This window comes from Cytobacillus oceanisediminis, assembly GCF_007830235.1.
Taxonomy (GTDB): Bacteria; Bacillota; Bacilli; order Bacillales; family Cytobacillaceae; genus Cytobacillus; species Cytobacillus oceanisediminis.
Window position 1 is genome coordinate 1 of the sequence record NZ_VLKI01000024.1, and the last position, 26,530, is coordinate 26,530.

Consider the following 26,530-nt stretch of genomic DNA (forward strand, 5'->3'; position numbering starts at 1 on the left):
ATCTTTTTCTTAACCAACTCAAGACCAGAAATCGATGCATCAAAATCGAACGGTCGAACCAAGATATCTCCATAAAAGGAACTCAGCATTGCCTTATGTGTAAACTTAGCTGCGTCTATTGCCACAATTAATAGATGATCAGCTCCTGTTTCCCGAATAAATTTAGCCCATCGACTTCCGTTTTTCCCTTGAATATGATTGAATGGTGTATATACCATCGTTTTCAACTCCTTGTGGTGAGGTTTAGTAATTGGAAGTTCTGTGATAGGTACTTCCATTTTACATTGAAAACGGTGGTCTTTTTTATGATTTTGATCTATTTACTACACTAGGCCCCCTTCTTCTTAAAATTGGATAGGGGATGCTTGAAAAAAATGTGCTGTGTTTATTCATTTAATTTGGGCAGAAATATAAGGGGCGAGTAACCGAGATTATTTCCTCAAACTTATTGAAACTGAAAACTGGCAGCGTCAAGAGCAAAACTATATGGCCTTGAACTCCTTTAATAATCCCACACTTCCCCTGGCCACCCTATAAGTTCACAATTGGCTAAAGGAAAGGAATAGGACACTAAAGGTTGCTCAGAGCCCGGTTAGAGAAGAGTTAGTTTCTACAAATTTAATAGAATACAAAGTGCGCCCCTCCTTTCCATTTTAATTACTTAATCGATGCTTCTTTAAGGTTGCTAATAAAACTAATAGCTTAAGTGTGAATTGAATTACTGAGACTAAAATCATGGTATAAGCAGCGCCTCTTAGCTCGATTAAAGGTATCAATATAAGTGCAAATATTAAACTTGATAATACTCCAATAGACCCTAAGTATGGCTGAACTTTAAAAATTCTCATAGCAGTAAGACCATACCCCAAAAACGAACCTGAATAGTCAAAAATTGCAGCAATCATAACAAGTATAAATATATCATTATAATTAGAGTAAGAGTTATCATATATTATTTTTAATACTATCTCTCCAAAAAATATACTTCCGAAAGTCCCCATTATCCCTATTGAAAGGCCAGCTAAAACTACTCTAAATAGAAGACTCTTTAATTCACGATGCATATTATTATTAAATAACATAGCCAATCTTGGTGCTACTGCTTGACCTAAAGAATTAACCAGTATCCCTCCAGTTACCATCAAATATGCAATTGCAGCAAAGTATCCTAATTTAACTTCACCTAAGTATTCCTCAATAATTATCCGTGGTATATTTGTATTTAAAGATCCCAACATAACCACTATCCCTAAAGGTAATGCAAAAATCGCCAATTTTTTTTGTGTCGTTATGTTAAACTTAGGTGTAATATTTTCAATAAATAGTTTAACACTTTTTCTATCATAAACTATAAATATTAAAAGCCAAGAACCATTTAGTATAATTAATGAAGTAATCAAATCATTTGTTGTAAGTAATGCTATCCACATTACTAAGAATGTGACAATACCCTTAATTATTCTAGACTTTCCTATATAATCCATTCTTTCCCTTTGTTGTAAATAGCCATAAAGGATATCACTATAGGAGTCCAGTACTTTTGAAATTAATATGAGGAAAATTACGAAAGACTTATAAATTGAGTAACCATTTATAAAGATAACTATTAAAGAAAACACAATACTTAAGAAACTAGTTACTATTCTTAAACCATAATATTCGTTAATTGAATATTCATTCGTTGTATCCGTAGCTTGCACGGCTCTTAGTTGTAAATTTGTAAGCATCATTATTGGTGCTGTAATTGCTAAACCAAGTGAATATATTCCAACCATTTCCGGATTTCCTAGTTTAGCAATTAATACCAATACTATCCACTGGCTAAACGCATAAACTAAACTTCCTATTAAATTCCAAGAAAAATTTTTTTTAAGAGATAGACCTTTAACATTTGACATTATTATCAATTCTTTTCCTATAGTATACTTTTACATATCGCAGAAATATTAAGACAGTTATATCAACTATATTTTCCCATTAAATTTTACCGATCAATTACTCGCTTTTTTAGTGCAAATTGAGACATGAAATATGTTAAGAGTATTAAAGTCGTTACTACAATCAAATGGCCAGGTACGAAAAGAAACGTATTTCTAATATTATTTAGCATTATAGCGACAATGCCTCCAAATAGAGCAAGTTGAAAGGAGCCCTTAACCATTATATTAAAAAATCCTATTACTACTCCAATCAGAAACATAACCACAATTACTCCAAGCAATCCAAAATTAAAAAATGCCTCTGCAATTACGGAATACCCAAAACCAGGAAGCCTCTCATCAAAATAGGCCCTATTACCCGCAAGAGGTCGTTCCTCAATACCAGGAATTTTCCCTAACAATCTGTGCAATGGCAAAAAATATGAAACTCCATAACCAAGAGGTTCTCCTTGATCAATCCATTGGACTGTATGTGTCAATGGTCTAAGCGTAAATCCCATTTCGGTTATTGGATCTGTTATTCCGATATCAATTTCAATACTCTCCATATTAGTCAATCCTGAAGATCTAGTCTCTTTAATAAAAGGGATTAGAAGAAATAATATCAAAAAGAGGCTTCCTACAATTTTCACATTAACTTTTAGACCTCTATAACCTAGAACAGCCAATGCAGAACCAATTGGAAAAAAGACTTCTCCTCTATTTCCTGAAAATAACAGTGGTATTGCAAAGAGTGAAAAAATTAACCAACCAGTTATGACTTGTTTTCTATTTCCTGTTGCAGATATAAATGCTAATCCGGTTGAAAAAAATAAAAGAATCCACGGATAAAAACTTAATTTTGACATGCTATCTCTAAAAGCTCCATATTCGCTAAAAAAAACCAATCTACCCGACAACGAGACATATAGAAAATAAATTAAGCTAAAGATAAGTAAAAATATACCTAGCATATATATATATTTGTTTTTAGATACTCTTATATCGATATTTTTCGGTTGAACTTTTTTAATTTGATTAAAAATTGCAATTCCAATAACAAAAGAACAGATACCTATTCCTGATAGCAAAATACTCTTTTGCCCACCCTGAGAATAATACCAGTCAATATCCCAATATTTATAACTTTCAAAAGGATTTGCACTTAATAATTCTGAGATTGGAAAACCCATATGAGTTATTGATAAATAGAAAAAATACGCTCCAATAAAACTAATAATGTTTATTCTTCTATCAAAAATTATATATATTAGTGCAAATAGAAGTGACAAGATTCCTATATAATTAACAGATATATTACTCCATAACGGACCATTAAAGTACATAAATATTTGTAATAACAATAGTAAAAATATTATCATTACAATGTAGATTAGTTTTAAGTTTATTCCTTTTGATTTCAAATTTGTGTCCATTTCTACAATTTATCCCCATATATATTATACAAGCTTTCTAGATTTTTATGGATTGTGAAAATACTATTTTCAAATGACATATTGAATCTGTTACTTTTCTGTTTAGAATTTAAAATATAAAATGCCTTCTTGGCCCATAGCTCATCAGATAACTCTACAGGTAAACAATGGATTAACTCAGGAAAATACTGTTCGACTTCTCGAATCCCATCTAAATCACTTGCTAATACTGGTAGTTTTGCTGCACACGCTTCTAGTACAACTCCCGGGAGTCCCTCCCATATAGAAGGGAATATTAATAAATCAGATGATAACAAAATATTAGGTATATCATCACTTACTCCAACAAATATAATTTTGTCATCAATTTTTAATTCTTTAGCCATCCTTTTGCATTTTCCTTCAATTTCATTACTACCTTTACCAACTAACATCAGTAATGTATTAGGCTCATACTCTAAAAACTTCTTAAATACAGTTAATATTTTTATGTGATTTTTAGCCTCCACAAATCTGCCAACATGTGTTATTAATTTGGTATTGTCTGATATATTATACCTTCGTCTTAATTCATTACTATCATCTATTGTATGAGTTGAAAAGTTAGTAGTATCTATCCCATTATATATCACTCTAAACCGAGAATCCTTTTCCCAGTTATGTCCAAAAACCGAATTTAGTGATCCTTTATTAACTGAAATTATATCTGTAGCATATTTTTTTATCCAATTAATCATAATAGACCTTTGTAATCTTTTTTTAATACTATAATCCATATTGTCCTCACTACTTCGAAAGTGAGCAATTCTTTTATTTACATTTTCTGATTTAGCCAATTTTAATATTAACCCTGAAAAAGTGTGTACATGAGAATGTACAACATCATAATTATTATTTCTTAGTAATTGTTTAAATTTAAAAGGGAAATTAACACTTCTATAATTACATGGCAGGATTTCTCCTCCTAAATTACGGATGGTATCGTCTAATTCTCCTTGCTTACCTGAAAGAGTACAAAAGTCAAATTGATAATTGTCTCTATCTAAACTCTTCATTAATTCTATAGTCCGGATTTCAGCTCCACCATAGCTCATTTGGCCAAAAATGTGTAAAACACGAATTCTTTTTTCCATTAGTAAAATACCCCTTTAAACTAATTACTGAATAGATCCAAAAAAGGAAATAAATAGTTACTTCAATACTTTATACCAATATAAATATTAAATAATTCAGTAGTATCTACATTAACACCTATTCTATTGAGATAACCTTACACTCTTCCTTTTTTAAACAAACTACCATTCATAATAGGGCTGATAGTATTTCTAGATAAAATAATTAAACCGGTATTTTTGCATTATTATTTATTGCCCTCTACTTTTAAAAAATCATTTTTTTCTGTGCAGGTTTGGTAGTTATTAATACTTTTTATGAATTCATGATAAAAGGTAACTCTTTTCTTCTCTAATAATTCTTTATTATACTCTTTTGCCTTTTCAAAGCTACGGTTAGCCTCTTCAAACATTATTTTTTTGTCAATCATTTTAAGTAAATTATAGATTTCATTAACTGACCCTTTATCGAAAATAAGCTTCTTATTTAATAATTCCGGAATTCCCCCAGTTAAAGATCCTAGAGAGGGACAGCCTCTACTCATGGCCTCCACCAAGGCACGTGGCAAACCTTCTACCTTACTTGGTTGAATATATATATCAATTTCATCTAAATACTCAAAAACTTTTTCATGTGGTAATGTTCCTAAAAATATAACTTTATCAATAACACCATACTTTTCTGCAAGTGATTGCAAGTAACTTTTATCACCGCCACCTGCAAGATAATAATTAAAATTGTAACCTTCTTTATTTAATTTTGAAATGGCCTTAATTACATACTCTTGTCCTTTATACTTTACATTAACAGCTGCTGTAGTACCTATAATAATTGGGTCTCCATTTTTCATATTCTTAATTTTATGCAACCGTTTTTCTAGGACACTTTCATTTAATGGGCGTAATGATACATCTGAACAACCAATTGTTCTTCCTTTACATGTATATCTCTTTTGTAAAAATTGATTTGTTACATAAAGAGCATATGGTGCATTTTTCACTGACTTTTTCATAGCCCAGTAACTCGGTAATGCAATTAATTTTCCCTTATAACTATGGTTCCAGTAGGCATCCCACGGACAACCTACAATTTCTACAAAATATGGTTTATTTAAACTTTCTGCAATTTCTATACTTAAATTCCCAATAATACTTGGGAGACGTACTATTAGAAAGTCTGATTTATTTATTTCTTCACTAATAACATTCTTTACTAGAGCCCGATTAAATAAAATACCATTCAATGAAGAAAGCTTTGGAGTAGAAATTACTTGAAAATTATTTAAGTTTATTTTTGAATATTTGTTTGCAATCTCTTCCTCATTGATGTTTTGTGTACTAATTACTGCGGTAATGCTATCCGCAATCTGAAAATAACGTGAGAACATATCATTGTTTAACGCAATCCCGTAATAATTCCCATCTTTATCTTTCCTTAATGGCCCATCATAACAAAATAAAGCTTTCATATTATCACACCCAACGTTCATTCAGTTTAAAGGACTTTCACATTATTTTTTATCATTCTAAATTTGCCACTTTTCTCTCTTGGAATTTCATCGACATGTTCTATTCTAATCTTTGTTCCTTTGCCAAACTTATGAATAAATTCATCTTTTAAAAGATCATCATACTCGGCTTTATATAGTTCTCTGTCAGCTTCAAGTTTTATAGTAATTTCATCTATTTTATCCTGAATCGTTTGAGCTCTAATTAATGCATTAGGCATATTTTTGAATAAGTTTGCAACATTTCCACCATTGATCTTTGCACCTTCTGCTGTATATAAAAAATCTAATTTTCGTCCTTGTATTTCCTTAACTACAGGTGCTTCCAAACCACATTTGCATTGATTTTTTTTATCACTTAAAAGAATTGAATCACCAATTCTATAGCGAATTAAAGGCGTGCCATGTGTTGTAAAACTTGTAACTATTACTTCATTACTACCATATTCAAAGTGTTCAAATATACCTGATGTAAGTTCCATATGCAACTCTTGATCTTTACACTCTGTAACAAATGGGGCACCTTCACTAGAAGCATATTGATCATATACTTTACATTTAAAAACACGTTCTAATAATTGCCGACCCGAATCTGTTAAAGTTTCTGATGTTGGAAAAATTGCAACAGGTGTAAACTTTAATTCAATATTATGTCGTTCAATATATCCTGCAATATCACATATAGACATAAAAAATCCATCTATTGCAAGAGGTTTAAATTTATTTAAAGATTCGACATAATACTTTATATTTTCTTCAGTTAAATGGAATGAAGAATAAATCATTTGCTTACAAGCAGCATTATATCTCCAGAATACTTTTTTCACTTGATTTGGAGGGATGATATGTTTCCCATTGAACGTTGCTCGTTTCATCTTTCTGTGTTCAAACCCAACACGAGCTTTAAAATGATCAAGCATTGCCATTCTTTTCATCATATCTTCAGGTGTAAATAATACCACAAGTGATTTTCCTGTCGTTCCTCCGGTATGACCTTCTACTGAACCTTTGTGAGGTATTGTAAATACGTCATCAATATTTTTACGTAACATTTCCTTATCAACTACAGGTAACTTCTTCAAATCTTCTAGACTACTAATGGAATTAATATCAATACCCTCGTATAACTTACTATAAAACTTACTATGGTCAACTGCATATTTAATAAATTTTACTAACTCTTTAAGTTGGAAATCTAGTTTCTTTTCTATACTCCATTTATCAAATTCTGATAGGAATTTTAAGTGTTGATAGTAAACCTTTCCATACCGAGACATATTTCGTTGATATCCTGAAATTGATACCATCAAATTTTGGAAAAACACCGGTGATTTATCATATATTTTCTCTAGTAATCCCATCACAAATTCTCCTTATACCACTGAATCGCCGCCTCAATTCCTCGCTCAAAACTCCAATCTGGGTTATAACCTAACATTTCCTTAGCTTTACTAATATCAGCGTTACTATGCTTAATATCACCTTTGCGATCCGGTCCAAAAATCGGCTGAACGTCTTTTTCTAATGCATTCAATAGCTGCATATAAATATCAATTAAAAATTCTCTTCCTCCATAAGCTATATTATATGACTGTCCTGCAGCTTCTTGAGAAGCATTACAAGCCTTAAGATTTGCTTCAATCACATTTTCTATATAAGTAAAGTCACGACTTTGCTTTCCATCACCATTAATTGTTGGTTGTTCATCATTAAGCAATTGTTTAATAAATTTTGGAATAACAGCTGCATATGCACCGTTAGGATCCTGCCTTCTACCAAATACATTGAAATAACGTAGGCCATAAGTATCTAAACCATATAGCTTTGTATAAATCTTTCCATACTCCTCATTTACCATTTTGGTAAGTGCATAAGGTGATAATAAATTACCCTCTTTTCCTTCTTTTTTTGGTAGAGTAGGCTCATCACCATACACCGATGAGCTTGAAGCATAAACAAACTTCTTAACATTATTCTTCCTCGCTGCCTCCATCATATTTAAAGTACCTCTGATATTAATCTCTTCGTATAACAGAGGCATTTCAATACTTCTTGGTACACTCCCCCATGCAGCTTGATGCAATACATAATCTATACCATCACAAGCAGTAATACATGTGTCAGGATCAAGAATAGTACCCTCAACAAATTCATAATTAGGGTTATTTATAAATTCGTCCACATTCTCTTTCTTGCCGGTAGAGAAGTCGTCAAGCCCTCGCACTTTATAACCTAGTTGTAGTATTGCTTCTACTAGATTGGAACCAATAAAACCAGCAGCACCAGTTACTAAAAATTTACTATCTTCTGGAAACCTTAAATCTTCATACCCCATTTTATAACCTCCAATATTTAAAGCCCTTTTGCTCTGCTTCTTTTCTGTCAAATATACCCTTAATGTCCATCAATACACAATTTTCTCTATTAACTTGTACTTCAATTTCCGATGTTGCAGCAATTTCCTTCATAACCTCATCGTTAATATATCCTGTTGGTTCAAACATCACTTTCACATCGCCCAAGGTTAAAGTCTTAAATTCATCATGTGGAACTGCAAATATTACAGCATCTACCTCTTTTATCTCATCAAAAGTACAAGGGTTTATTCTATATTCGTACCACAAATCTTCTTTGTCTGCTACAGGATCCACAACTTTTACCTCAATACCGTATTCTTCTAGTTCCTTAATTACATCTACCACTTTTGTATTTCTGACATCAGGACAATTTTCTTTAAATGTCACACCAAAGATTGCTACTTTTGCACCATTAATTTGTTTATTAGCCTTTATCATTTGTTTTACAGTACTTTCAGCAACATATTTACCCATATCATCATTTATTTTTCTTCCAGAGAGTATAATCTGAGAGTAATATCCCATTTGTTCAGCTTTATATGTTAGATAGTATGGGTCTACACCTATACAGTGACCACCTACTAGTCCCGGATGGAATTTTAAGAAATTCCATTTTGTACCTGCTGCTTCAAGTACTGCTTTTGTATCAATGTCCATTTTATTAAAGATTATTGAAAGTTCATTCATAAATGCAATATTTATATCTCGTTGAGCATTCTCAATAACTTTAGCAGCCTCTGCTACTTTTATACTTTCTGCTTTATATACACCCACATCTACAACTAACTCATATACTTTTGCAACGATATCTAAGGTTTCCTCATCCATGCCTGAAACTACTTTGATAATCGTTTCTAGCCTATGTTCTTTATCACCTGGGTTAATTCTTTCAGGAGAATATCCAACTTTAAAGTCTTTTCCATATGTTAATCCTGACTCCTTCTCTAAAATAGGAACACAAACCTCTTCCGTTACACCAGGATAGACAGTAGATTCAAAGACCACAATTGACCCCTTAGTCAAGTTTCTACCAAGTGTCCGACTTGCAGATTTTACTGGTGTTAAATCTGGAGTACGATCTTCTCTAACGGGTGTTGGTACAGCTACAATATGAAACTTAGCTTCTCTAAGTCTTGATTCATTTGAAGTAAAATCTACGGTAGTATTCTTTATTACTTCATCACCGACCTCTTTAGTTGGGTCTATTCCGCTCTTATATAGTTCTATTTTTTCTTTATGAATATCAAAACCAATTACGTTAATTTTTTTTGCAAAAGCAACTGCTATTGGCATTCCAACATATCCCAGACCTACTAATGAGATTTTTTCTTCGTGGTTAACAATTCTTTCATATAAGTTCATTCTAGTTCTCCTCACCTTTTACTTTGTGAATTTCATCCATATAAGCATTAATTACAATCTTTCTATCGAATTCATTTTCCATCTTTCTACGCCCAGCAATCCCCATTGCTTTTTTTTGTTCGTAAGGTAATCTAATAAAATTTAAAATTGCATTAACTAAACTTTCAACATCTCTAACCTTAAATCCAAGACCACTTTGTCCATCCTCAAAAGTTTCCAAACACCCTGGTACTTTTGAGGCTAATACAGGACGACCTGTTGCTGCTGACTCTAGTAACACATTTGCTGTACCTTCATGATAAGAAGGGAGGATCGTTGCGTGAGAATACTTAATGAATGAGTGTACATCTTCCTGTTGACCAAGTTGCTTAATAACGCCTTTTTTCTCAAACTCATCTAACTTCTGTTTATAATCTTCTTCAGAAAAGCCAATTAGATTAAAATTAACATTAGGGTGTTTTTCTTTCACGATTTCCGCCGCTTGGAGCAGCTCATCTACTCCTTTAGCTTTCATTATCCGCCCTATGAACAGAAATCTAATGTTCCCATCATTTAAAGGATACTCCTCAAACTTATGCTGTTTAAGGTTCACACCTGAACCAGGTATTAACTTCGTTTTATTCGTACACAAATTATTATCAGTAAAAAATTTCATGTTTGATTCATTTTGAAAAAAAACACAAGACGCATTTCCTAATCCTATTTTATATAGTAGTTTTGTCAGCCTTTGAATCAACCCTTTATTTTCAACAGAAGTACCTAGTCCTGTAATATTAACAATATAAGGAACCTTTGTAATTCTACATGCAATTCCACCATATACATTTGGTTTAATAGTATACGTGAGCACTATATCAGGTTTAATTCCCTTAATAATTTTTATATAATGAAACAAAAGCTTAAGGTCTTTTAATGGATTAGTTCCTCGTCTATCTATATGGGTATCTATAAATTTACATCCTAGCTTTTGTAACTTTGGCACATATTCATCTTTAGGCAAAGAAATATAAACCTCATTTTTATTATTTATTAGTTCTTCTAAGAGTTCTTTTCTAAAGTTATATAAACCCATACCAAAATTAGCCAAAACTAAAATTTTCATTTAAGACTCTCCTCGTTGAAACACTTCTTCTGTAACAAAAACTATTTCAATTTGATAAATATAGTGGTGAATTCTCTCTTTTACTAAGCATTTGAAGTACTATCCTTGTCTTTTAACTGTTTAAGGATAAATTCATTTATTAAGGTGTATTTCTCTCCTTTAACCTCAATATACGCTCCGTTATAAGGCGGAAACCAAAATGCCCTAATCTTTAAATCAATGTCATCTTCTTCTATATTAATTTTCTTCATTTCTTCCATTTCAGTTCTAGATATATATACACCTTGATTACTTTCTTGTTTTATAGATTCAACTCTACCATTGGACAATACATCTAAAATAACACTTTTAAATAGTTCAACTTGTATTTCTTGAGTCTTCTTTTCTAGAGTTGCTGCTGTTTCAATCCGATAGTCAAAATTAAACTTAAAAGTACGGATAATATCTCCGGTGTCGATTTCACTATCCACATAATGGGCTGTAGCTCCCCATTCTTTAAGCTTATTTAAGATAGCTATATTATACCCAGCTGTACCTCTCCAATCAGGTAAAATAGCTGGATGGAAGTTAATACAGCCATATTTCGGTCCACTAATTAAGGGCTCTTTAATCTTTCTCCAAAATAAATAAGAAACTACTAAATCAATATTATGGTTCGACTCATTAAGAATTTCTTCAGCTTCTTCCATAGAAATTACAGGTATCTTTAATTCAGTTGCCTTTTTAGCTGTTGGTGAATTTGAAAAATGTGAATCAGTAACAACAGCTACTATTTCAACCCCCTGGGACAATGTCCATTCTAATAATTCTGCAGAATATTTCTTTCTTCCCATAAAAATAATTTTCATTTATATATCCTCCGAGTTCCCAGTAAAGTATTGGACTGTTGCTTGTTCTTCTTGGTTAATACCTTCCCTAACAAAGACCTTTTTTATAGTAGAAAAGATGATCTTCCAATCATTCATAAAACTAACATTATCAACATAATTAACATCTAAATTAAACTTATCTTCCCAGCAAATAGCATTCCTACCACTTACCTGAGCTAAGCCTGATAAACCTGGTCTAACCTCATGACGTCTTTTTTGATGTTCATTATATAAAGGTAGATACTGGACCAATAGTGGTCTTGGACCTACAATGGACATATCTCCTTTAAGAATATTAAAAAGCTCCGGAAGTTCATCAAGTGATGTGGAACGAAGGAATCTTCCAAATTTCGTTAACCTAACACTGTCAGGAAGTAAATCCCCATTCTCATTCCTTTGGTCCGTCATTGTTCTAAATTTATACATCATAAAAATCTTCTCATTCAGTCCAGGCCTTTTTTGTTTAAACAGCACAGGACTACCTAACTTAACTCTGACAAGAATAGCTACCAATAACAGAACTGGGCTAAGCACTATAATAGCAACAAAAGAAAGTATGAAATCCATTAGTCTTTTTATAAACCTTTTATAAATACCACCTTTAGAATTTTTCATTACTTCAACCACAACCCTTTAATAATCTTAACGACTCTCTGTAAGTCTTCATCCGTCATCTTTGTATCCGATGGCAAGCATACACCATTCTCAAATAACTTTTCCGAAACATCTGTACCAACAAAATCATACTTCTTAAAGAATGGCTGCAAATGCATTGGCTTCCAAATTGGCCTAGATTCAATATTCTCTTTTTCAAGAGCCTCCATTGTATCTATAGGTCTAACTTGACCAATTAGAATTAAAGAGCTTAACCAATAGTTTGGTTTATCCCATTCATTAACTGGCATGAATTCAACACCGTCAAGTTCACCAAGTTCTCTCTTATAAAACTCAAAAATATATTTCTTCTTTTCAACTCTCTGGTCTAGAATCTTAAGCTGCCCACGACCAATACCTGCCACAACATTACTCATACGATAATTAAACCCTAATTCACTATGCTGATAATGTCTCGCTTGATCTCTTGACTGAGTTGCCCAGAATCTTACCTTAGCAACTTTTTCTTCATTATTAGAAACTAGCATTCCACCGCCAGAGGTAGTAATAATTTTGTTTCCATTAAAAGAGAAGATACCATAATCACCAAATGTTCCAGTATGCTGTCCTTTATAGTAACCACCAAGTGATTCTGCTGCATCTTCAATTACTGCAATATTATGTTTCTTACAAATCTCCATAATCTTATCCATATCTGCGGATAAGCCATATAAATGAACAACAATTACTGCCTTTACCTCTGGGTATTTTTCAAAGGCTTCTTCTAATGCATTAGGACACATATTCCAAGTCTCATAATTACTATCTATAAAAACAGGAATAGCATTTTGATAGATTATCGGATTAGCTGTCGCAGAAAAAGTAAGTGTAGGACAGAAAACGATATCCCCCTCTCCAACACCAGCAGCTCTTAATGCCAAATGAATTGCTGCAGTACCAGAAGATAAAGCGGCAGCAGATTTAGAACCAACTTTAGTAGCTAATTCTTTTTCAAATCCATTTACGTTCTCCCCTAGAGGAGCGATCCAGTTTGTGTCAAAAGCTTCTTGTACATATTGCATTTCATAACCCTCATCACTCATATGTGGTGATGCAAGAAATATTCTTTCATTCACTTTTGTAGTCTCCATCTTCAAGTCTTCCTTCCTTTATTAGGTTAATACTTTAGTAGATTAGGACTTAATTGGAATCTTCAAAACTAGTACTCCAACCAACTTCTAAACCACTAAAATTGTTATCCATATATGATAGTCACCTCGATCAATAGACTCTATCTCCAAATAAACTTCATAATGTCTCTCCACTTCAGAAACATTAACATTACAGACGTCATTCTTTGACTTTTCAATAATGCTAACCACGGAAGGCATTGCAATTCCTGCAATTATCCCAACAATAGCAATAACCAAAATTACTTCCACCAAAGTAAACCCTTTAATATCCTTCCAATTCACCTCTCTTTCCTCCTTGCTTGATTACCATGCTAAAAATAATTAGCCTATTAAACAAAGCTCGAAGAGCTTCTCCTATTCATTAACAATCTCTGAAACATAAAATATCATAAACAAAAACAGTCCCCTCCCAATCGCTATATAATTAGGAAGAAGCCCAACAAAAAAATAACAACCCTGGACATCCAACCCCACCCTCACGCCACATTCCCGACAACCAATCGTATCTAGGGCTCCATTCCAACCCACAACATAACCCAGTGCCTTATTTAATAAATGCAAGCAGACATCACCTAAATTCCCGTAAAAACACAAAAACTCTAGATACACCCAATAATCAATGGCATATCTAGAATTTTCACATGATTATCTTGAATTGTGTCTGCCTTAACTCTCTATGATTTTTAATTCACTCAGCCTTTCATCCATAAATCGAATCAGTTCATCTTTCAGGCTATCATCTTTAAGAGCCATTTCAATTGTTGTTTTTATAAACCCGAACTTCTCCCCAACATCATACCGTACACCTTCAAAGTCATAAGCAAACACACGCTGGATCTGGTTCAGCTTCTGAATCGCATCAGTCAACTGCACTTCCCCTCCAGCCCCAAGCTCTTATTGTTCCAAGAACATGAATATCTCCGGAGTCAAAATATAACGACCCATGATCGCAAGATTCGAAGGAGCAGTTCCTTGTTTTGGTTTTTCTACGAAGTTATTTACCAGGTACCTGCGTCCAATTTGATCTGAAGGATCAATGATTCCATAACGATACGTTTCTTCTTCCGCTACTGTCTGCACCCCAATCACCGATGAAAGCGTCCTTTCATGCTCATCCATCAGCTGACGTAAGCACGGAGTATCGCTTTGTACGATGTCATCACCCAGTAGCACGGCAAAAGGCTCATCACCGATAAATTTCCTTGCACACCAAACAGCATGGCCAAGTCCTTTGGGCTCTTTCTGCCTGATATAATGAATATCAACTTTTGAAGGCTCTTTTACCTTTTCAAGTAGATCAAACATTTGTTTTTGAATCAGGTTTTCTTCTAGCTCAAAGGAATTGTCGAAATGGTCTTCAATCGCTCTTTTTCCTTTACCGGTTACGATAATAATATCTTCAATTCCCGAAGCGACAGCCTCTTCCACGATGTATTGAATGGTCGGCTTATCGACGATTGGCAGCATTTCCTTTGGCATGGCTTTTGTTGCCGGCAAGAATCTTGTCCCTAATCCGGCGGCAGGAATAATGGCTTTCCGTACTTTTTTCATTCAAATCTCCCCCTTATTCAGCCATCAATAGAACATTGTTTTTTCTTTTATTGGCCAAATTCAATACAAATTCACTGATTTCACCAGCAGACATTCGATCAAATTTTTCAATTAAGTAATGAACTTCATATTCCTGTTCCAGAACAGCTTTTCCAATAAAGATCTTCGGAAACACCGCTTCTTTATGAACTTCTTTCTCCCCAAGCAACTCTTCATACATTTTCTCTCCTGGTCGGATGCCCGAGAAGTTGATGCCGATTTCTTCTATTGTATAGCCTGATAACCGGATCAGGTTTTTCGCTAGGTCTACGATCCTTACCGGCTCGCCCATATCCAGTACAAAGATCTCTCCCCCGCGTGCCAACGCCCCCGCCTGCATCACAAGTCTTGATGCTTCCGGAATTGTCATAAAATATCTTGTCATATCCGGGTGGGTAACCGTTACCGGCCCGCCAGCCTGGATTTGCTTTTTAAACAATGGAATCACACTGCCGCGGCTCCCTAACACATTTCCGAAACGTACGGCAACAAACTTTGTCTTGCTATGCTTATCCAATTCCTGAATAACCATTTCCGCAATTCGCTTTGTCGACCCCATTACGTTTGTTGGATTAACCGCTTTATCAGAGGAAACCAAAACGAAGGTCCCAACCCCGAATGTGTCAGCCGCTTCTGCTACGTTTTTCGTCCCAAGCACATTGTTTTTTACTGCTTCTTTCGGATTGTATTCCATTAAAGGGACATGCTTATGGGCTGCTGCATGATAAACAACATCCGGCTTATGCGTTTCCAGGACTTCAAATATTCGTGCCCGATCCTGGATATCAGCGATAACTGGTCTAATCTCAATCTTATCTTTATGTTTATTTCTTAGCTCCATATCAATCTGGTAAATGGAGTTTTCCCCATGTCCCAATAGAAGGATTTTCTTCGGCTGGAACTTGCATACTTGGCGGCAGATTTCTGATCCTATCGATCCGCCCGCACCTGTAACGAGAATGGTTTTTCCCGTCAATTTTTTCGAGATGCTCTCAATATCCAGCTCGACCGGCTCTCGGCCCAGGAGGTCTTCTACCTGTACATCACGGAACTGGTTTACGGAAACTTTGCCAAGCATGACATCTTCCATCATCGGCATAATCACGGTCTTGGCTTTTGTTCCGGAGCATTCTTCAAAAATACGCTTCATTTCTTCTTTACTTAGGGAAGGAATAGCGATAATGATTTTATCAACGTTTAATGTTTCAACTGTCTTTGCAATGCGTTTAGAATCTCCCACTACGGGCAGGCCAAGTATATGCAATTTATACTTTCTTAGGTCATCATCGATAAACGCTACCGGCTTTATGCCTGCGTCCGAGTTTTTTAGCAGCTGCCGTACCAGCATGGTGCCTGCAGCACCTGCTCCGATAATGAGCGCACGCTTTTGCTCAACCTGAGGCTTAATATAACGATCCCGGTAAATCCGCCATGAAAAGCGTGAACCGCCGATTAACAATACATGAAGCATCCATGAAAGACCCAATGCTCTGACATAGATATTGTTTATGATTAATAACTGGATGAAACCAGTCGCCATGATCGAAAGGGTTACTGCTTTTACGATTGTAACGAGCTCACCCACACTTGCATACTCCCATGCTTTATTGTAGAGACGGTACATGGAAGCAAATAAATGATGGCTTAGCAGCAGCGTAATCGAGGTAAGCATCAACGTTTCATATTTAAATATTTGAAAAGTTGGATGAAGGATTAAATAACTGAGATAAATTGCCGATAATACAATTAGGGAATCCAATAAGATTAAAAATGTCAGCCGTTTTTGGTACGTCAATCAAATAGCCTCCTTTAGGATGCGCAGGGAAATAACCCTACTTATGTAACATAATGGATGTGCACGGGCAAAAAATAAATATCTAATGATAAAACAGGACTGCTCCTGTACTAGCATTAGACATCTATTAGATTTCATCAATTACCCTCAAAAAAAGATGATGAAAGCGAATTCTTTGGTAGAATGGCAAAAAAATTTTGGGCATCGAACCCGCCCTCACACTACGCTAGCGGCCACTTGGGCCTAAGGAGAATGAACTCCCACAGCATAATCGAGTGTCTCCTTTGATAACGGCAAGGAGGCATCGCCGGATTATAAACGGATTTGATTATTCAGAAGCTAGGATTCACTGATGGTTACTCTTTCTATTTTTATTATATATTGGTACCCTATTGAAAATTTTGAAGGGTAGTTCAATTTAATAAAATGGAGGGCCTAGCGGCTTAAAACAGGCCAAGAAATTTTTTCTTTTTGATTCTTTCCGGGATATCCTTCATTACATTTTGTCCCTGAACGAGGAGCTCCGCATTTTCGGTAAAAAGATACACCATGTCAGGACCAAACTTTGAATCGATCAGGCTGAAAGCTTCTTTCATTTTAAACCCACGGCTATTGGTGTTATGGGCATCGGATGCAATGAAGTGAGTCAGGCTGGCTTCTATTAATTGATGGGAGAATTTTTGAATCTTTTTCCCGAAATGTCCGCAGACACTTGCTGCCGTTACTTGGGTTAAGGAGCCTTTTTTCACGAGGTGATATAAAAGGTCCGGCCTTTCTGCCAGTTCTGCATTCCGTTCCGGATGGACAATGATCGGGGTGAGGCCGCCCATTTGAATATCGAAAAGAAGCTTTTCTGTATATCTGGGTACATGCCCTGACGGCAGTTCGATAAAAACATAATCCGAGTACGCTAATGTCATGATTCCGCCAGATTCATAGTCTTCTAAAAACTCCCCATAAATCCGGTTTTCCTGCCCCGGTAACACCTCCACAGGTATTTCTTCGGCTGTGAGTGCTTCGTTTACTTCCCTTACCTTTTCCAGGATCTCTAATTTTTCATTATGGTATTGTCCATTTTTATGGTGGGGTGTAGCGATGATTTTTTCAATGCCTTCCTGTGCTGCTTTCTTCGCCATAGCCAGCGTTTCGTTCATATCCTGGGCGCCATCATCTACACCAGGCAAAATGTGGCAGTGAATATCAATCATCCTCTACACCCTTTCCAATTAGCTGTTAATTTATAGGTCTTTTTTATCATATAACACTACTGCAACAGGGTAAAGAGTGTTATTTTGTCGAAATTTGTGTCATTTTCCACCATAGTAATAATAGTATTGAGAGTCTTGCAGCTTTTTATGATTGAGTACAGCCCCAAGAAGCTTGCCCTTTGCTGATTGCAGCAGGTCCCTTGCTTTTTCTGCCTGCTCAATCTCTGTTTCGCCGCTTCTCGTTACGAGAATACTGCCATCACAATGATTCGCCAGGATTTGTGCATCTGCCACCGCCAATACTGGAGGCGTGTCGAACAGCACCATATCAAACTCCTGATAAGCCTCTTCCAAAAAATCCTGCATGGCTTTTGAACCAAGAAGCTCCGCCGGGTTTGGCGGGATCGGGCCGCTTGGCAGTATAAAGAGACTCGGCTCTTTCGTTTCAACTACCGCTTTCTCTAAAGTGGTCCGTTTCGTTAACACATTTGTTAGTCCGGTTATATTGTTCACATCAAATGTATAATGGGCGGTTGGCTTCCTTAGGTCCGCATCGACTAAAAGAACCTTTTTGCCCTGATTGGCAAACACAACCGCCAAATTGGAAACGGTCGTGGACTTCCCTTCGCCTGGACCGGAAGATGTGACCATAATGGATCGTATTTCCTCGTCCACTGCTGAAAATTCAATATTGGTGCGCACTGTCCGATATTGCTCCGAGACCGGAGATTTTGGGCTTGTCATGGTTACCAGCCGGCGTTTATTGTCTCTTGCAGCTTTTTTAGGTTTCTTTTTAAACAGCATTCTTCTTTTCACCGCCTACCGCTTTGATCGCCTTTACTTTGCCTCTGCTTTTCTGATCGTTGGCATCTTCTATAATCGAGATCACTCCAAGGAGTGGAACATCCAGATGCTTTTCCACATCCTGTTCGTTCTTAATGCTGTTATCCAAATACTCCAGCAGAAACGCCAAGCCGACACCGGTCATTAAACCGACAACCATCGCAATGGCCATGTTTAAAACCGGCTGCGGTTTTACAGGTGCTACATTCTCTTTTACTGCTGCTTTCGCGAGGATGCTTACATTATCCACATTCATGATTTGGGAAATCTCGCGCTGAAAAACAACCGCTGTTGTATTGGCGATGTCTGCAGCCATGTAGGGATCCGGATCCTGCACCGTTATGGCCACCACCTGAGATTCCTTTTCGCTTCCAACGGTAATCTTGGAATTAAGCTGATCCGTGGACATATCCAGGTCCAGATCTTTTCTTACCAGATCCAAAATGGCAGGACTCTTAATAATCACGTTATACGTATTAATCAGCTGCAAATTGGTCTGGATTTCGCTGGGATTATAGACCGGCTGTTCACTTTTGGCCTGGTTGACAAGAAGCTGTGTCGAAGACTGATAGATGGGTGTTAAGAAAAAATAGCTAACAATGGCACTTGTCAGAACGGCAATAAACGTAATAGAAAGAATGAGCAGCAATCTTTTCCTTAACGTTTGCAGCAATTCTTTTAAACTGATTGTTTCTTCCATATTTTCCTCCTGGTTGGTAATGACTAAAACAAGAGTATTATAGCACATTAGTTATATAGTTTTGCTTTTATGTAATAATTTAGACAAAAAGAGTAAATTTTGTCATAAGAGTATTGTAACAGTAATGAAATGAAATTGTAGGTTTCTTTTAACATTGGAATTATTTACTTTTTAAATGTCACCAAGCAGAAGGAAACGGCAGAAGATTAGCTTAATAGAGAAGAAAAAAGGGAATAAGTTATCCCTCTATTCTCCTTTTTTCTTCCAAACTCAACATGAGAACTAGCCATCCATTTCAGGCATGGACACCAGCTTTGTATAGACAATATACCGGTCAGGCGCATCGCCAATGAAATCGAATGGATAGCAGGTTGTCAGGGTCAGGGTTTCATAATCTTTCGCCACATTTACGGTCATGTCATCAGCCGGAACGATTTCAAAATCAGTCGCTTCATAGACAAAATCGCCGTATTTCGTGGAAAAGGTCACCTGATCCCCCTTTTTTAAGTATTGTAGTTTTGTGAATACGGTATCACGGTGTCCGCTTAAGAGAACATGTCCGCCTTGTCCAGGCAAGGCGCTGCCTGCAAAATGCCCGGCACCCTTTTTCAGCTCTTCCTCATGCGTGCCCTGGACGACAGGAACAGATAGATCAAGGGATGGAAACGTTAAATCACCAAGGCTTTCACCCGGTGCCGGAAGCTCCGGCCAGGCCTGCTTGAACTTTTTTGGCGGCAGATCGGGCTTATGTTCTGTTGTGGCTGAGCGAGCCAGCATCACAGACTGTTTGGTTAAGTCCATGCCAAAATAAGCCACAATCCCGATCCCCAGCATGATGATGGAAATGGGGATGCCAAAGAGCACCCACTTCCATTTGTTTCTTTTTCTTCGTTTCTTTTTCATTAAGGATTAGGCCTCTGCTGCTTTATTTTCTCTTCTCGAATAAACGACTGCAGGAACAAGTCCAGCGCCGCCCAATACAATCAGCAGGCCGCCGATCGCGATCATCGTTGGAAGCTCGGTCGCTGTATTTGGCAGTTCAGCGCTTGGCATTGGCACAAATACACCACTATCGCTTAATTCCGCCAGTGCCTCCACTGCAGCAAGCAGCGCATTGATTTTACTAATAAGCACTTGAGGATTTAAATCAGCTTTTGTCGGATCAAGAGTGGCAAGCAGATTGCCGGCCTTATCCAGAAGCTGGATTTTCACCCCTGTTGTACCTGGTTCATAGTTTACGAGATTGATCTCGTTTCCAGAATCATCTACAATTTTTGCCTGTAGCTGAAGGAGCTTAATGTTGTCCATAAATAAACGGAGAAGTTCAACTTTTGCTGAATTCGGAAGTGCATCAATGTTCTCCGTATTTCTGATAATCTGGTTTGCTCTTTTCGTATTTTTTTTGATCTGTTTAACCTCTTTGTCTGACAGCTCAATGGATTGCAAATAGGCATACAGATAATCAACCTGATCCAGCTTTAATACATTTAGAGCGTCAACCAATTCCTGTGCGGCAGAATCCGAACCGGAGGCTGCCATGGCCGTTGTTCCCGGGGCAGCTGCTAAAAAGGTAATCCCAAGGCTAAGTGCTGCAATCTTCGTTCCGTTTTTGAGTTTGCTTTTTAAAGTCACATTGTCACCTTCCATTTTCGTTATTCCTACACAAGTGCTTAAACACTGTGCATCTTCCAAAACCCAAGCGTACAAGTTGATAAGTATTTTTAAGCACTTGCTTCTGCTAATCATCACCCCCCCTGATTTGTGGCTAACTCTCTCTAATAGGATCACAGACTTGATATCCCCATGAAATAATTTGAACATTTTTTGGAAGCTTAAAAACGATTAAAGCCGGGTAAATGGGAAAAGAACAAAACTGTGCCTTTTTTCCGCTTAACGCCAGTATGTATCGATTCATCCCAAAAAATCTTCTCCAAAAGACATAGGAATCCCATATATGGAATTTATTGTTCCTAATGTTAATACCACGCTTCTCCATCTGTAAACCGATTTTCCGGTATTTTACAAAAATGAAACGTTCCTCCTAGACAAAAACGGTCATCTTTCCCATATTGGCGACAAAAATATCTTAAAATTCGCCGAATGGGTAGTACAAAAGAAGTAGGTATCTATTTACCGCGACTTTCTATTCATCTTGCCTTTCTGAAGCCATTCCTGAGTTTATAAGGGACTGCTATTGATCCTCATATTACGCAAAACAGCCGATAAGTCTTGGTCTTATCGGCTGCTTTGTTTAGTTTGCCTGCTTCCAGACCATGTCCGCCCATTCAGGGTGGTCGATGAACGGATTGCGGTTATGCTGCCATTTTTCATAGATGATGTTGTTGCGGTTTCGCTCAAAGTCGTCGACCGGATCCTGCTTATGCCATTCGAGCAGAGTGGAAAGCTTTCCGTGGTAAGGGCTGGAACCATTATTCAGGCTTTCATTCAGTTCCAGATCCACTTCTCCGTTGCCTTCATAGCGTACGGCCATGTAAAAGAGCATTCTGGCCACGTCACCTTTTACTCTGTCTGGCGGCTCAAAGGAGCTCGCTGTTTTGTAGCAGCCCTCACAGCCGCTGACTGCCGTTCCTCCATTATCAAAGTCAAGGTTTCCCCTGATGCTGTTGATTTTCACATCTGTTGGACGGAGGTGATGAACATCGGTGCCAGGTCCCATGCTTGTTCCGAAACTGCCATGGGATTTCGCCCAGACATGCTCGCGGTTCCAGTCACCAAGGTCTCCGCCATTCAAGTCCTTCGAGCGGGACTCTCCGCTGTAAAGCAGGATGACATTATTAGGATTGTTCGGATCCTGGTCTGTTTCTTTTAAGGCATCCCATACATCACTGTAGGAAATAACCGTTTGTTCGGAAATGATTTCATGCAGGGAAGCTTTTAACTGTTCGCCTGTTTTTCCGGAAGCATCCTCATAATAGCCTTCCAGTCCTGCAGCTTCTTCCACCGTAAGGGAAAAGCGGGCTGTAACCTCGCCGCCTTTCCCATCTTTTGCTGTTACAGCTACTAAAGCTGTTCCTGCATTTTCAGTCGGAAGTGTTAGAATGGAGCCATTTACTGTGCCAATTGTGGCCGTGTAAGTTAAGGTATCTCCGTCCGGATCTGAAAAGTATTCTTTTAGATCAAGTGAAGCCTGCTCGCCTAAAGCTGCTGTTACATTCTCGATATTCTTTACAGCCACTGGCGCTTTGTTCACCTTTGGCTCATAAGGATTATCCATCTCTTTTCCTTTTGAATCCGTGAACTTGATGTGAGAAGGATCTGCCTTTTTCCCGATTGTCCACTTTTGGACGTTTTCTGCACCGCGGATTCCCGCGACCTTATCGCTTTCGATCATTACTTCGTTAATCTCTTCACCTGTCAGGTCGATGATGGCTCCTTTGTTCGCTGAGCTAATCACGACTCTTGTATGCTTCAGGCCTTCGCCTTTAACGGTTGCTGATTTTTTCAGCCACAGGCCTTCCATTAAGGTGGAGTCCGCATCCATTGTGACCAAAGCATTATGCGGCCCGACTACATATTTTTTCGCATGGTAGTTTACAAGATTAAACACATGGTCATATTTCGGCTCTTCTGGCTGTACGTTCTCTTTCAGGCTGGTTTGAATCAGAACCGGATCATGGTCGCTCGCACGGCCATGCTCTTCCATGAAGCCTGAATTAATGTGAAGGATATCCACGATTGTTCTCTCTGCCAGATTATTGGATACCAGAATATGGTCAAGCACCTGTGCATTCCCCTGATAGTTATACGAGTAACGCTCTTCTGCAGGCACTTTTTCGATCATGTTTGTCAATACTTCACCCTTTAAAGTCTTCAAAGGATTGGAGAATTCAAAATCGTTAAAGTCCCCAAGCAGGACGATATTCGCATTCGGGTCTTCCTCTTTAACATCTTTTACAAAGCCATTAATCACATTGGCAATTTTCATGCGCTGGATTTCACTGTTTAACACTGGGGGCTGAACTTTTCCGAATAACGGAAGGTCTCCGCCTTTTGAGTTAAAGTGATTGGCCACCACAATGACACTTTCCCCGTTGAATTCAAACTGTGCAGCCAATGATTTGCGGCTATTAGCAAACGCTTCATTTGTCGGATCGATACGTCCTGGATTCAGCGTAAGCTTGCCCTCTTCGAAATCAACTGCTTCTGTTGCTGTTCCTTTTTCACTGTCCATTAGGGATATACGTTCAGGATTATACAGGAAGCCGACACGGATGTTTCCGCCAGGCTGTCCGCCGTCCATTTTATCAATTGGGGCGATGTCCGTATACGTATACTCAGGGCCGCCCAGCTCTTTTATTTTTGCAATCAGCAATGCCGCACTTTCGGTTGCATCAGTTGTGCCGCTGTCTGTTGGGCCATCATTATCCTGAACTTCTGTCAGTCCAATGATATCAGGCTGTTTCATGTTTTGTACGATTGCCTGTGCCAGTCTCTCCACCTTTTCAGCATCTACCTGAGGGGAGAAGTTCTCCACATTATAAGAGGCAATCGTTAGTTTATCGTCTTCACGAGTAATATCTGTAACTTCACGTTCGTTAGTGCCCTGAATCAATTCAGGAAGAGCAGCACTGTCACTCAATACTTTGTAGTTACTGAAGCCGTAGCTGACAACACCCTGAACTGGACCAGCAAAGCTGTCGCCCATTTTCGCAACAAATTTTTCATTGTTAATATCAATCGTGATTCTTTCAGGGTTAAAATCATCTTCAGCTATTCTTAATCCGCCGGCAGATGTGTTCGTTGGGATGTTCTCCGGTACCACAATAAGCTCACCGTATTTCTGAGGAGCCACTACCTTCGGATTGTTCACCTGCACAAGCATTCCTTCCAGGCTTTCAAAGAAGTCAATGCCATCCTGTGCTGGATCAAATTCTGAGAAGCTGTCGTTATCAATCACTTCTGTTGGAGGTATACGGTCCACACCGATGACAACTGGCTCAGGCAGAGTCTGCCCGGAAGCGGTTACCTCGACAGCAGAAGCGCCAATTTCTGTTACCGGCAGATCTGTCTGGAATCGCTCTGCATAACCTTCCAATACATATTCGGTCACTTCGCCGCTAACCTTCACCACATCTCCCACTTTTGCACCGTGAGATCTCTTGTAGACTAAAATTCCTTCAGATGTATTCTCGTTATCATCCGGCTGCAGGTCCTGCATGTAAAAGTTGCTGCTGTTAACGATCTTCGTCACAATTCCTTCCACATTGTTTACATTTTGGCCATTGTATGGGGAATAATGCCCTTCACCTTGAATATCGTGAATGCGCACATCGGCCTTTTGGATGATGTAATCAAATACAGCCGCATCGCTGCTTTTTAAGCCTTCTTTTACCGCAATGGCTTTAATGGTTGTATTTTTCGTGATTTCAATTGGTTCGCTGTAAACTTTGCTGTTATCTGTTGGTTCTGTTTTATCGGTTGTATAGTAGATTGCTGCTCCGTCCGTTCCAGTGGATAGTGAGATTTTATCTCCCTCCATAACAAGTCCTGGACCAGGAGATGCTGTTACCGGCTGAACTTTGCTGGAGTCTAAAATCACGTCTCCGGCATTGCGCGGAATCAGCTGATAGACATCATTGTATGAACCTACTACACCTGTCATAGAGTCATAGGTGGTATTCACTTTTAAAAGAGAAGAATCATCCGGTCTGATTTGGAAGGATGTACCCTCAGCATCAACCGCTGTGTAGTTTCCGCTTGAGAATGATTGTACTGTTACATTTTTAATCGTTATCAAAGTGGCTTCTTTATTTTCATTAAGCCCTGCTGCAGTAAGAACTTGCGCTGCAGGAACATCTGTTTTTTCAATCACTTGAACATCTGAAGCCTGTACATCCAGCTCCAGAAGGCTTCTGAAATCGGTTACTTTTCCTTTTGCTCTAACAAGATCGCCAGGCTGGACATTAAGGCTGGATCCGTAAAGGACGATTCCTGCTGTCTCGTCCTGTATGTAAACGGCTGATCCGAGCACGGCTGTCACGACACCTGATGTAAGAGCTGTTTCACCCAGCTCCAATGCGCGCACTTCGGCGATTGTTTTTTCTTGGAGAATACTATATTCGAACGTTGAAACTGCACTGTTATCCAAGCCTTCCTTGACAGCGAAAGCTTTGATGGTAGTGGAATCGTTTATGACGATTGGATTTGTGAAAAGAGTGCTTTCTGATGTTGGCTCCGATCCATCAAGCGTGTAATAGATCGCAGCATCTGAAGTTGAAGTGGATAGAGAAACTTCTGTTCCGCTCTCAACGCCTCCTGCTTCAGGGGTTGCTGTCACTTCACTTACTTGAGTACCTGGAACATCCTCAATGAACTGCATGTTCGTCGGGGATTTCAATCCAGGCATCCCATTGTACGAGGTTAAAGTTCCGGACACACTGACATTTTTGCCGATATTATCGGGATTGGTCTGTAGCCCAAACTCTGCCCGGTACGCGGATGCGATCTGGACATTAAGCATTTTTGTTTTATCTGTTTCATCTGGTGAATCCGCAATGGAAAAATTGTAATCATTGCTAAACTTGGACGGGTCTTGCGTGATACTGTTGGCACCAGTAGCAAACGCCACAATATACCCTTCCACCGTCGCTGTCCCGCTATTATTTGCAATAGCTTCAGCAACCGTTATTGCTCCATCCTCTGCACTTGCAGAAGCAAACGGAGCAAAAAGACTTAGGATTAAGGCAAAAATAGACACAAGGCTGAACATCTTCCTGGGACGTCTTCCTATCATATAATCCTCTCCTATTCTAGTATTTAAACACTTTCCGACACTCCAACTCTAGTTAATCATGCCACTATTAGCAGTACAATCAGATATTTGTAAATATTGTATGAATAAGGAAAAATGAGATAATCGGACTACTAGGTCATAGGTCTTTGTGGGTGTTTATAATCCCTTTTGGTACCAGGCACCACCCG

19 protein-coding genes and 2 pseudogenes are annotated in these 26,530 nt (G+C 37.8%); all 21 read right to left on the bottom strand.

The genetic code is table 11. The annotated features are described in order from the left end of the window. Positions 1–218: pseudogene (locus IQ19_RS24100) on the bottom strand (IS110 family transposase); the annotation flags it as partial. Between the two features lie 435 nt (positions 219–653). Next, complete coding sequence (locus IQ19_RS24105; RefSeq protein ID WP_144545892.1) at positions 654–1,898, bottom strand: oligosaccharide flippase family protein; 1,245 nt, start codon at positions 1,896–1,898, stop codon at positions 654–656. Between the two features lie 86 nt (positions 1,899–1,984). Continuing rightward, positions 1,985–3,355, bottom strand: coding sequence for an O-antigen polysaccharide polymerase Wzy (gene wzy / locus IQ19_RS24110; protein ID WP_144545895.1), 1,371 nt, complete (start codon positions 3,353–3,355; stop codon positions 1,985–1,987). Between the two features lie 2 nt (positions 3,356–3,357). Then, a complete protein-coding gene (locus IQ19_RS24115) occupies positions 3,358–4,488 on the bottom strand; it encodes a glycosyltransferase (protein WP_144545897.1) in 1,131 nt (376 codons plus the stop codon). 227 nt (positions 4,489–4,715) lie between these two features. Continuing rightward, complete coding sequence (locus IQ19_RS24120; protein ID WP_144545899.1) at positions 4,716–5,936, bottom strand: glycosyltransferase; 1,221 nt, start codon at positions 5,934–5,936, stop codon at positions 4,716–4,718. A 26-nt stretch (positions 5,937–5,962) separates the two neighbouring features. Next, positions 5,963–7,336 (bottom strand): phenylacetate--CoA ligase family protein, encoded by a 1,374-nt coding sequence (locus IQ19_RS24125; RefSeq protein ID WP_144545901.1) that lies wholly within the window; start codon positions 7,334–7,336, stop codon positions 5,963–5,965. Continuing rightward, entirely contained in the window at positions 7,336–8,310 is a 975-nt protein-coding gene (locus IQ19_RS24130; protein WP_144545903.1) for an SDR family oxidoreductase, read from the bottom strand. Before IQ19_RS24130 ends, IQ19_RS24125 begins: the two co-directional genes overlap by 1 nt. A 1-nt stretch (position 8,311) precedes the next feature. Further along, on the bottom strand, positions 8,312–9,694 hold the full coding sequence (locus IQ19_RS24135; protein WP_144545906.1) for a nucleotide sugar dehydrogenase: 1,383 nt from the start codon (positions 9,692–9,694) through the stop codon (positions 8,312–8,314). A 1-nt stretch (position 9,695) separates the two neighbouring features. Next, positions 9,696–10,796 carry a glycosyltransferase family 4 protein gene (locus IQ19_RS24140; protein ID WP_144545908.1) on the bottom strand — a complete coding sequence of 367 codons (1,101 nt, stop codon included), beginning with the start codon at positions 10,794–10,796 and terminating at the stop codon, positions 9,696–9,698. Between the two features lie 83 nt (positions 10,797–10,879). After that, on the bottom strand, positions 10,880–11,644 hold the full coding sequence (locus tag IQ19_RS24145; protein ID WP_144545910.1) for a methionyl-tRNA formyltransferase: 765 nt from the start codon (positions 11,642–11,644) through the stop codon (positions 10,880–10,882). Beyond that, a complete protein-coding gene (locus IQ19_RS24150; RefSeq protein ID WP_277875360.1) occupies positions 11,645–12,280 on the bottom strand; it encodes a sugar transferase in 636 nt (211 codons plus the stop codon). It lies immediately after the preceding gene. Further along, positions 12,280–13,395, bottom strand: a complete 1,116-nt coding sequence (locus tag IQ19_RS24155; protein WP_144545973.1) for a DegT/DnrJ/EryC1/StrS family aminotransferase — start codon at positions 13,393–13,395, stop codon at positions 12,280–12,282. The genes IQ19_RS24150 and IQ19_RS24155 overlap by 1 nt, the downstream gene beginning before the upstream one ends. Positions 13,396–13,497: 102 nt before the next feature. Next, a complete protein-coding gene (locus tag IQ19_RS24160) occupies positions 13,498–13,734 on the bottom strand; it encodes a prepilin-type N-terminal cleavage/methylation domain-containing protein (protein ID WP_144545912.1) in 237 nt (78 codons plus the stop codon). Between the two features lie 384 nt (positions 13,735–14,118). Further along, positions 14,119–15,003 (bottom strand): annotated as a pseudogene (gene galU, locus IQ19_RS24165) (UTP--glucose-1-phosphate uridylyltransferase GalU). A 13-nt stretch (positions 15,004–15,016) separates the two neighbouring features. After that, positions 15,017–16,837, bottom strand: coding sequence for a polysaccharide biosynthesis protein (locus IQ19_RS24170; RefSeq protein ID WP_144545914.1), 1,821 nt, complete (start codon positions 16,835–16,837; stop codon positions 15,017–15,019). 443 nt (positions 16,838–17,280) lie between these two features. Further along, complete coding sequence (locus IQ19_RS24175) at positions 17,281–18,045, bottom strand: tyrosine-protein phosphatase (protein ID WP_144545916.1); 765 nt, start codon at positions 18,043–18,045, stop codon at positions 17,281–17,283. A gap of 99 nt (positions 18,046–18,144) precedes the next feature. Then, positions 18,145–18,849: a CpsD/CapB family tyrosine-protein kinase gene (locus tag IQ19_RS24180; protein ID WP_144545918.1), complete on the bottom strand. Its 705-nt coding sequence runs from the start codon at positions 18,847–18,849 to the stop codon at positions 18,145–18,147. Further along, positions 18,839–19,588, bottom strand: a complete 750-nt coding sequence (locus IQ19_RS24185; RefSeq protein ID WP_144545920.1) for a YveK family protein — start codon at positions 19,586–19,588, stop codon at positions 18,839–18,841. The genes IQ19_RS24180 and IQ19_RS24185 overlap by 11 nt, the downstream gene beginning before the upstream one ends. 282 nt (positions 19,589–19,870) lie before the next feature. Beyond that, the gene (locus tag IQ19_RS24190; protein WP_144545922.1) at positions 19,871–20,491 is read right to left on the bottom strand and encodes a class D sortase; all 621 of its coding nucleotides are present in this window, start codon (positions 20,489–20,491) and stop codon (positions 19,871–19,873) included. A 6-nt stretch (positions 20,492–20,497) separates the two neighbouring features. Next, positions 20,498–21,235, bottom strand: a complete 738-nt coding sequence (locus IQ19_RS24195; protein WP_144545924.1) for a cell wall anchor protein — start codon at positions 21,233–21,235, stop codon at positions 20,498–20,500. 604 nt (positions 21,236–21,839) lie between these two features. Next, positions 21,840–26,342 (bottom strand): endonuclease, encoded by a 4,503-nt coding sequence (locus IQ19_RS24200; protein ID WP_242021114.1) that lies wholly within the window; start codon positions 26,340–26,342, stop codon positions 21,840–21,842. Between the last annotated feature and the right edge of the window lie 188 nt (positions 26,343–26,530).

Bases quoted from the DNA above. Each gene is read 5' to 3' on its own strand.
- IQ19_RS24105 (WP_144545892.1), bottom strand. From the start codon at position 1,898: ATGTCAAATGTTAAAGGTCTATCTCTTAAAAAAAATTTTTCTTGGAAT.
- wzy (WP_144545895.1), bottom strand. From the start codon at position 3,355: ATGGACACAAATTTGAAATCAAAAGGAATAAACTTAAAACTAATCTAC.
- IQ19_RS24115 (WP_144545897.1), bottom strand. From the start codon at position 4,488: ATGGAAAAAAGAATTCGTGTTTTACACATTTTTGGCCAAATGAGCTAT.
- IQ19_RS24120 (WP_144545899.1), bottom strand. From the start codon at position 5,936: ATGAAAGCTTTATTTTGTTATGATGGGCCATTAAGGAAAGATAAAGAT.
- IQ19_RS24125 (WP_144545901.1), bottom strand. From the start codon at position 7,336: ATGGGATTACTAGAGAAAATATATGATAAATCACCGGTGTTTTTCCAA.
- IQ19_RS24130 (WP_144545903.1), bottom strand. From the start codon at position 8,310: ATGGGGTATGAAGATTTAAGGTTTCCAGAAGATAGTAAATTTTTAGTA.
- IQ19_RS24135 (WP_144545906.1), bottom strand. From the start codon at position 9,694: ATGAACTTATATGAAAGAATTGTTAACCACGAAGAAAAAATCTCATTA.
- IQ19_RS24140 (WP_144545908.1), bottom strand. From the start codon at position 10,796: ATGAAAATTTTAGTTTTGGCTAATTTTGGTATGGGTTTATATAACTTT.
- IQ19_RS24145 (WP_144545910.1), bottom strand. From the start codon at position 11,644: ATGAAAATTATTTTTATGGGAAGAAAGAAATATTCTGCAGAATTATTA.
- IQ19_RS24150 (WP_277875360.1), bottom strand. From the start codon at position 12,280: ATGAAAAATTCTAAAGGTGGTATTTATAAAAGGTTTATAAAAAGACTA.
- IQ19_RS24175 (WP_144545916.1), bottom strand. From the start codon at position 18,045: ATGATTGATATTCACTGCCACATTTTGCCTGGTGTAGATGATGGCGCC.
- IQ19_RS24180 (WP_144545918.1), bottom strand. From the start codon at position 18,849: ATGCTGTTTAAAAAGAAACCTAAAAAAGCTGCAAGAGACAATAAACGC.
- IQ19_RS24185 (WP_144545920.1), bottom strand. From the start codon at position 19,588: ATGGAAGAAACAATCAGTTTAAAAGAATTGCTGCAAACGTTAAGGAAA.
- IQ19_RS24190 (WP_144545922.1), bottom strand. From the start codon at position 20,491: ATGAAAAAGAAACGAAGAAAAAGAAACAAATGGAAGTGGGTGCTCTTT.
- IQ19_RS24195 (WP_144545924.1), bottom strand. From the start codon at position 21,235: ATGGAAGGTGACAATGTGACTTTAAAAAGCAAACTCAAAAACGGAACG.
- IQ19_RS24200 (WP_242021114.1), bottom strand. From the start codon at position 26,342: ATGATAGGAAGACGTCCCAGGAAGATGTTCAGCCTTGTGTCTATTTTT.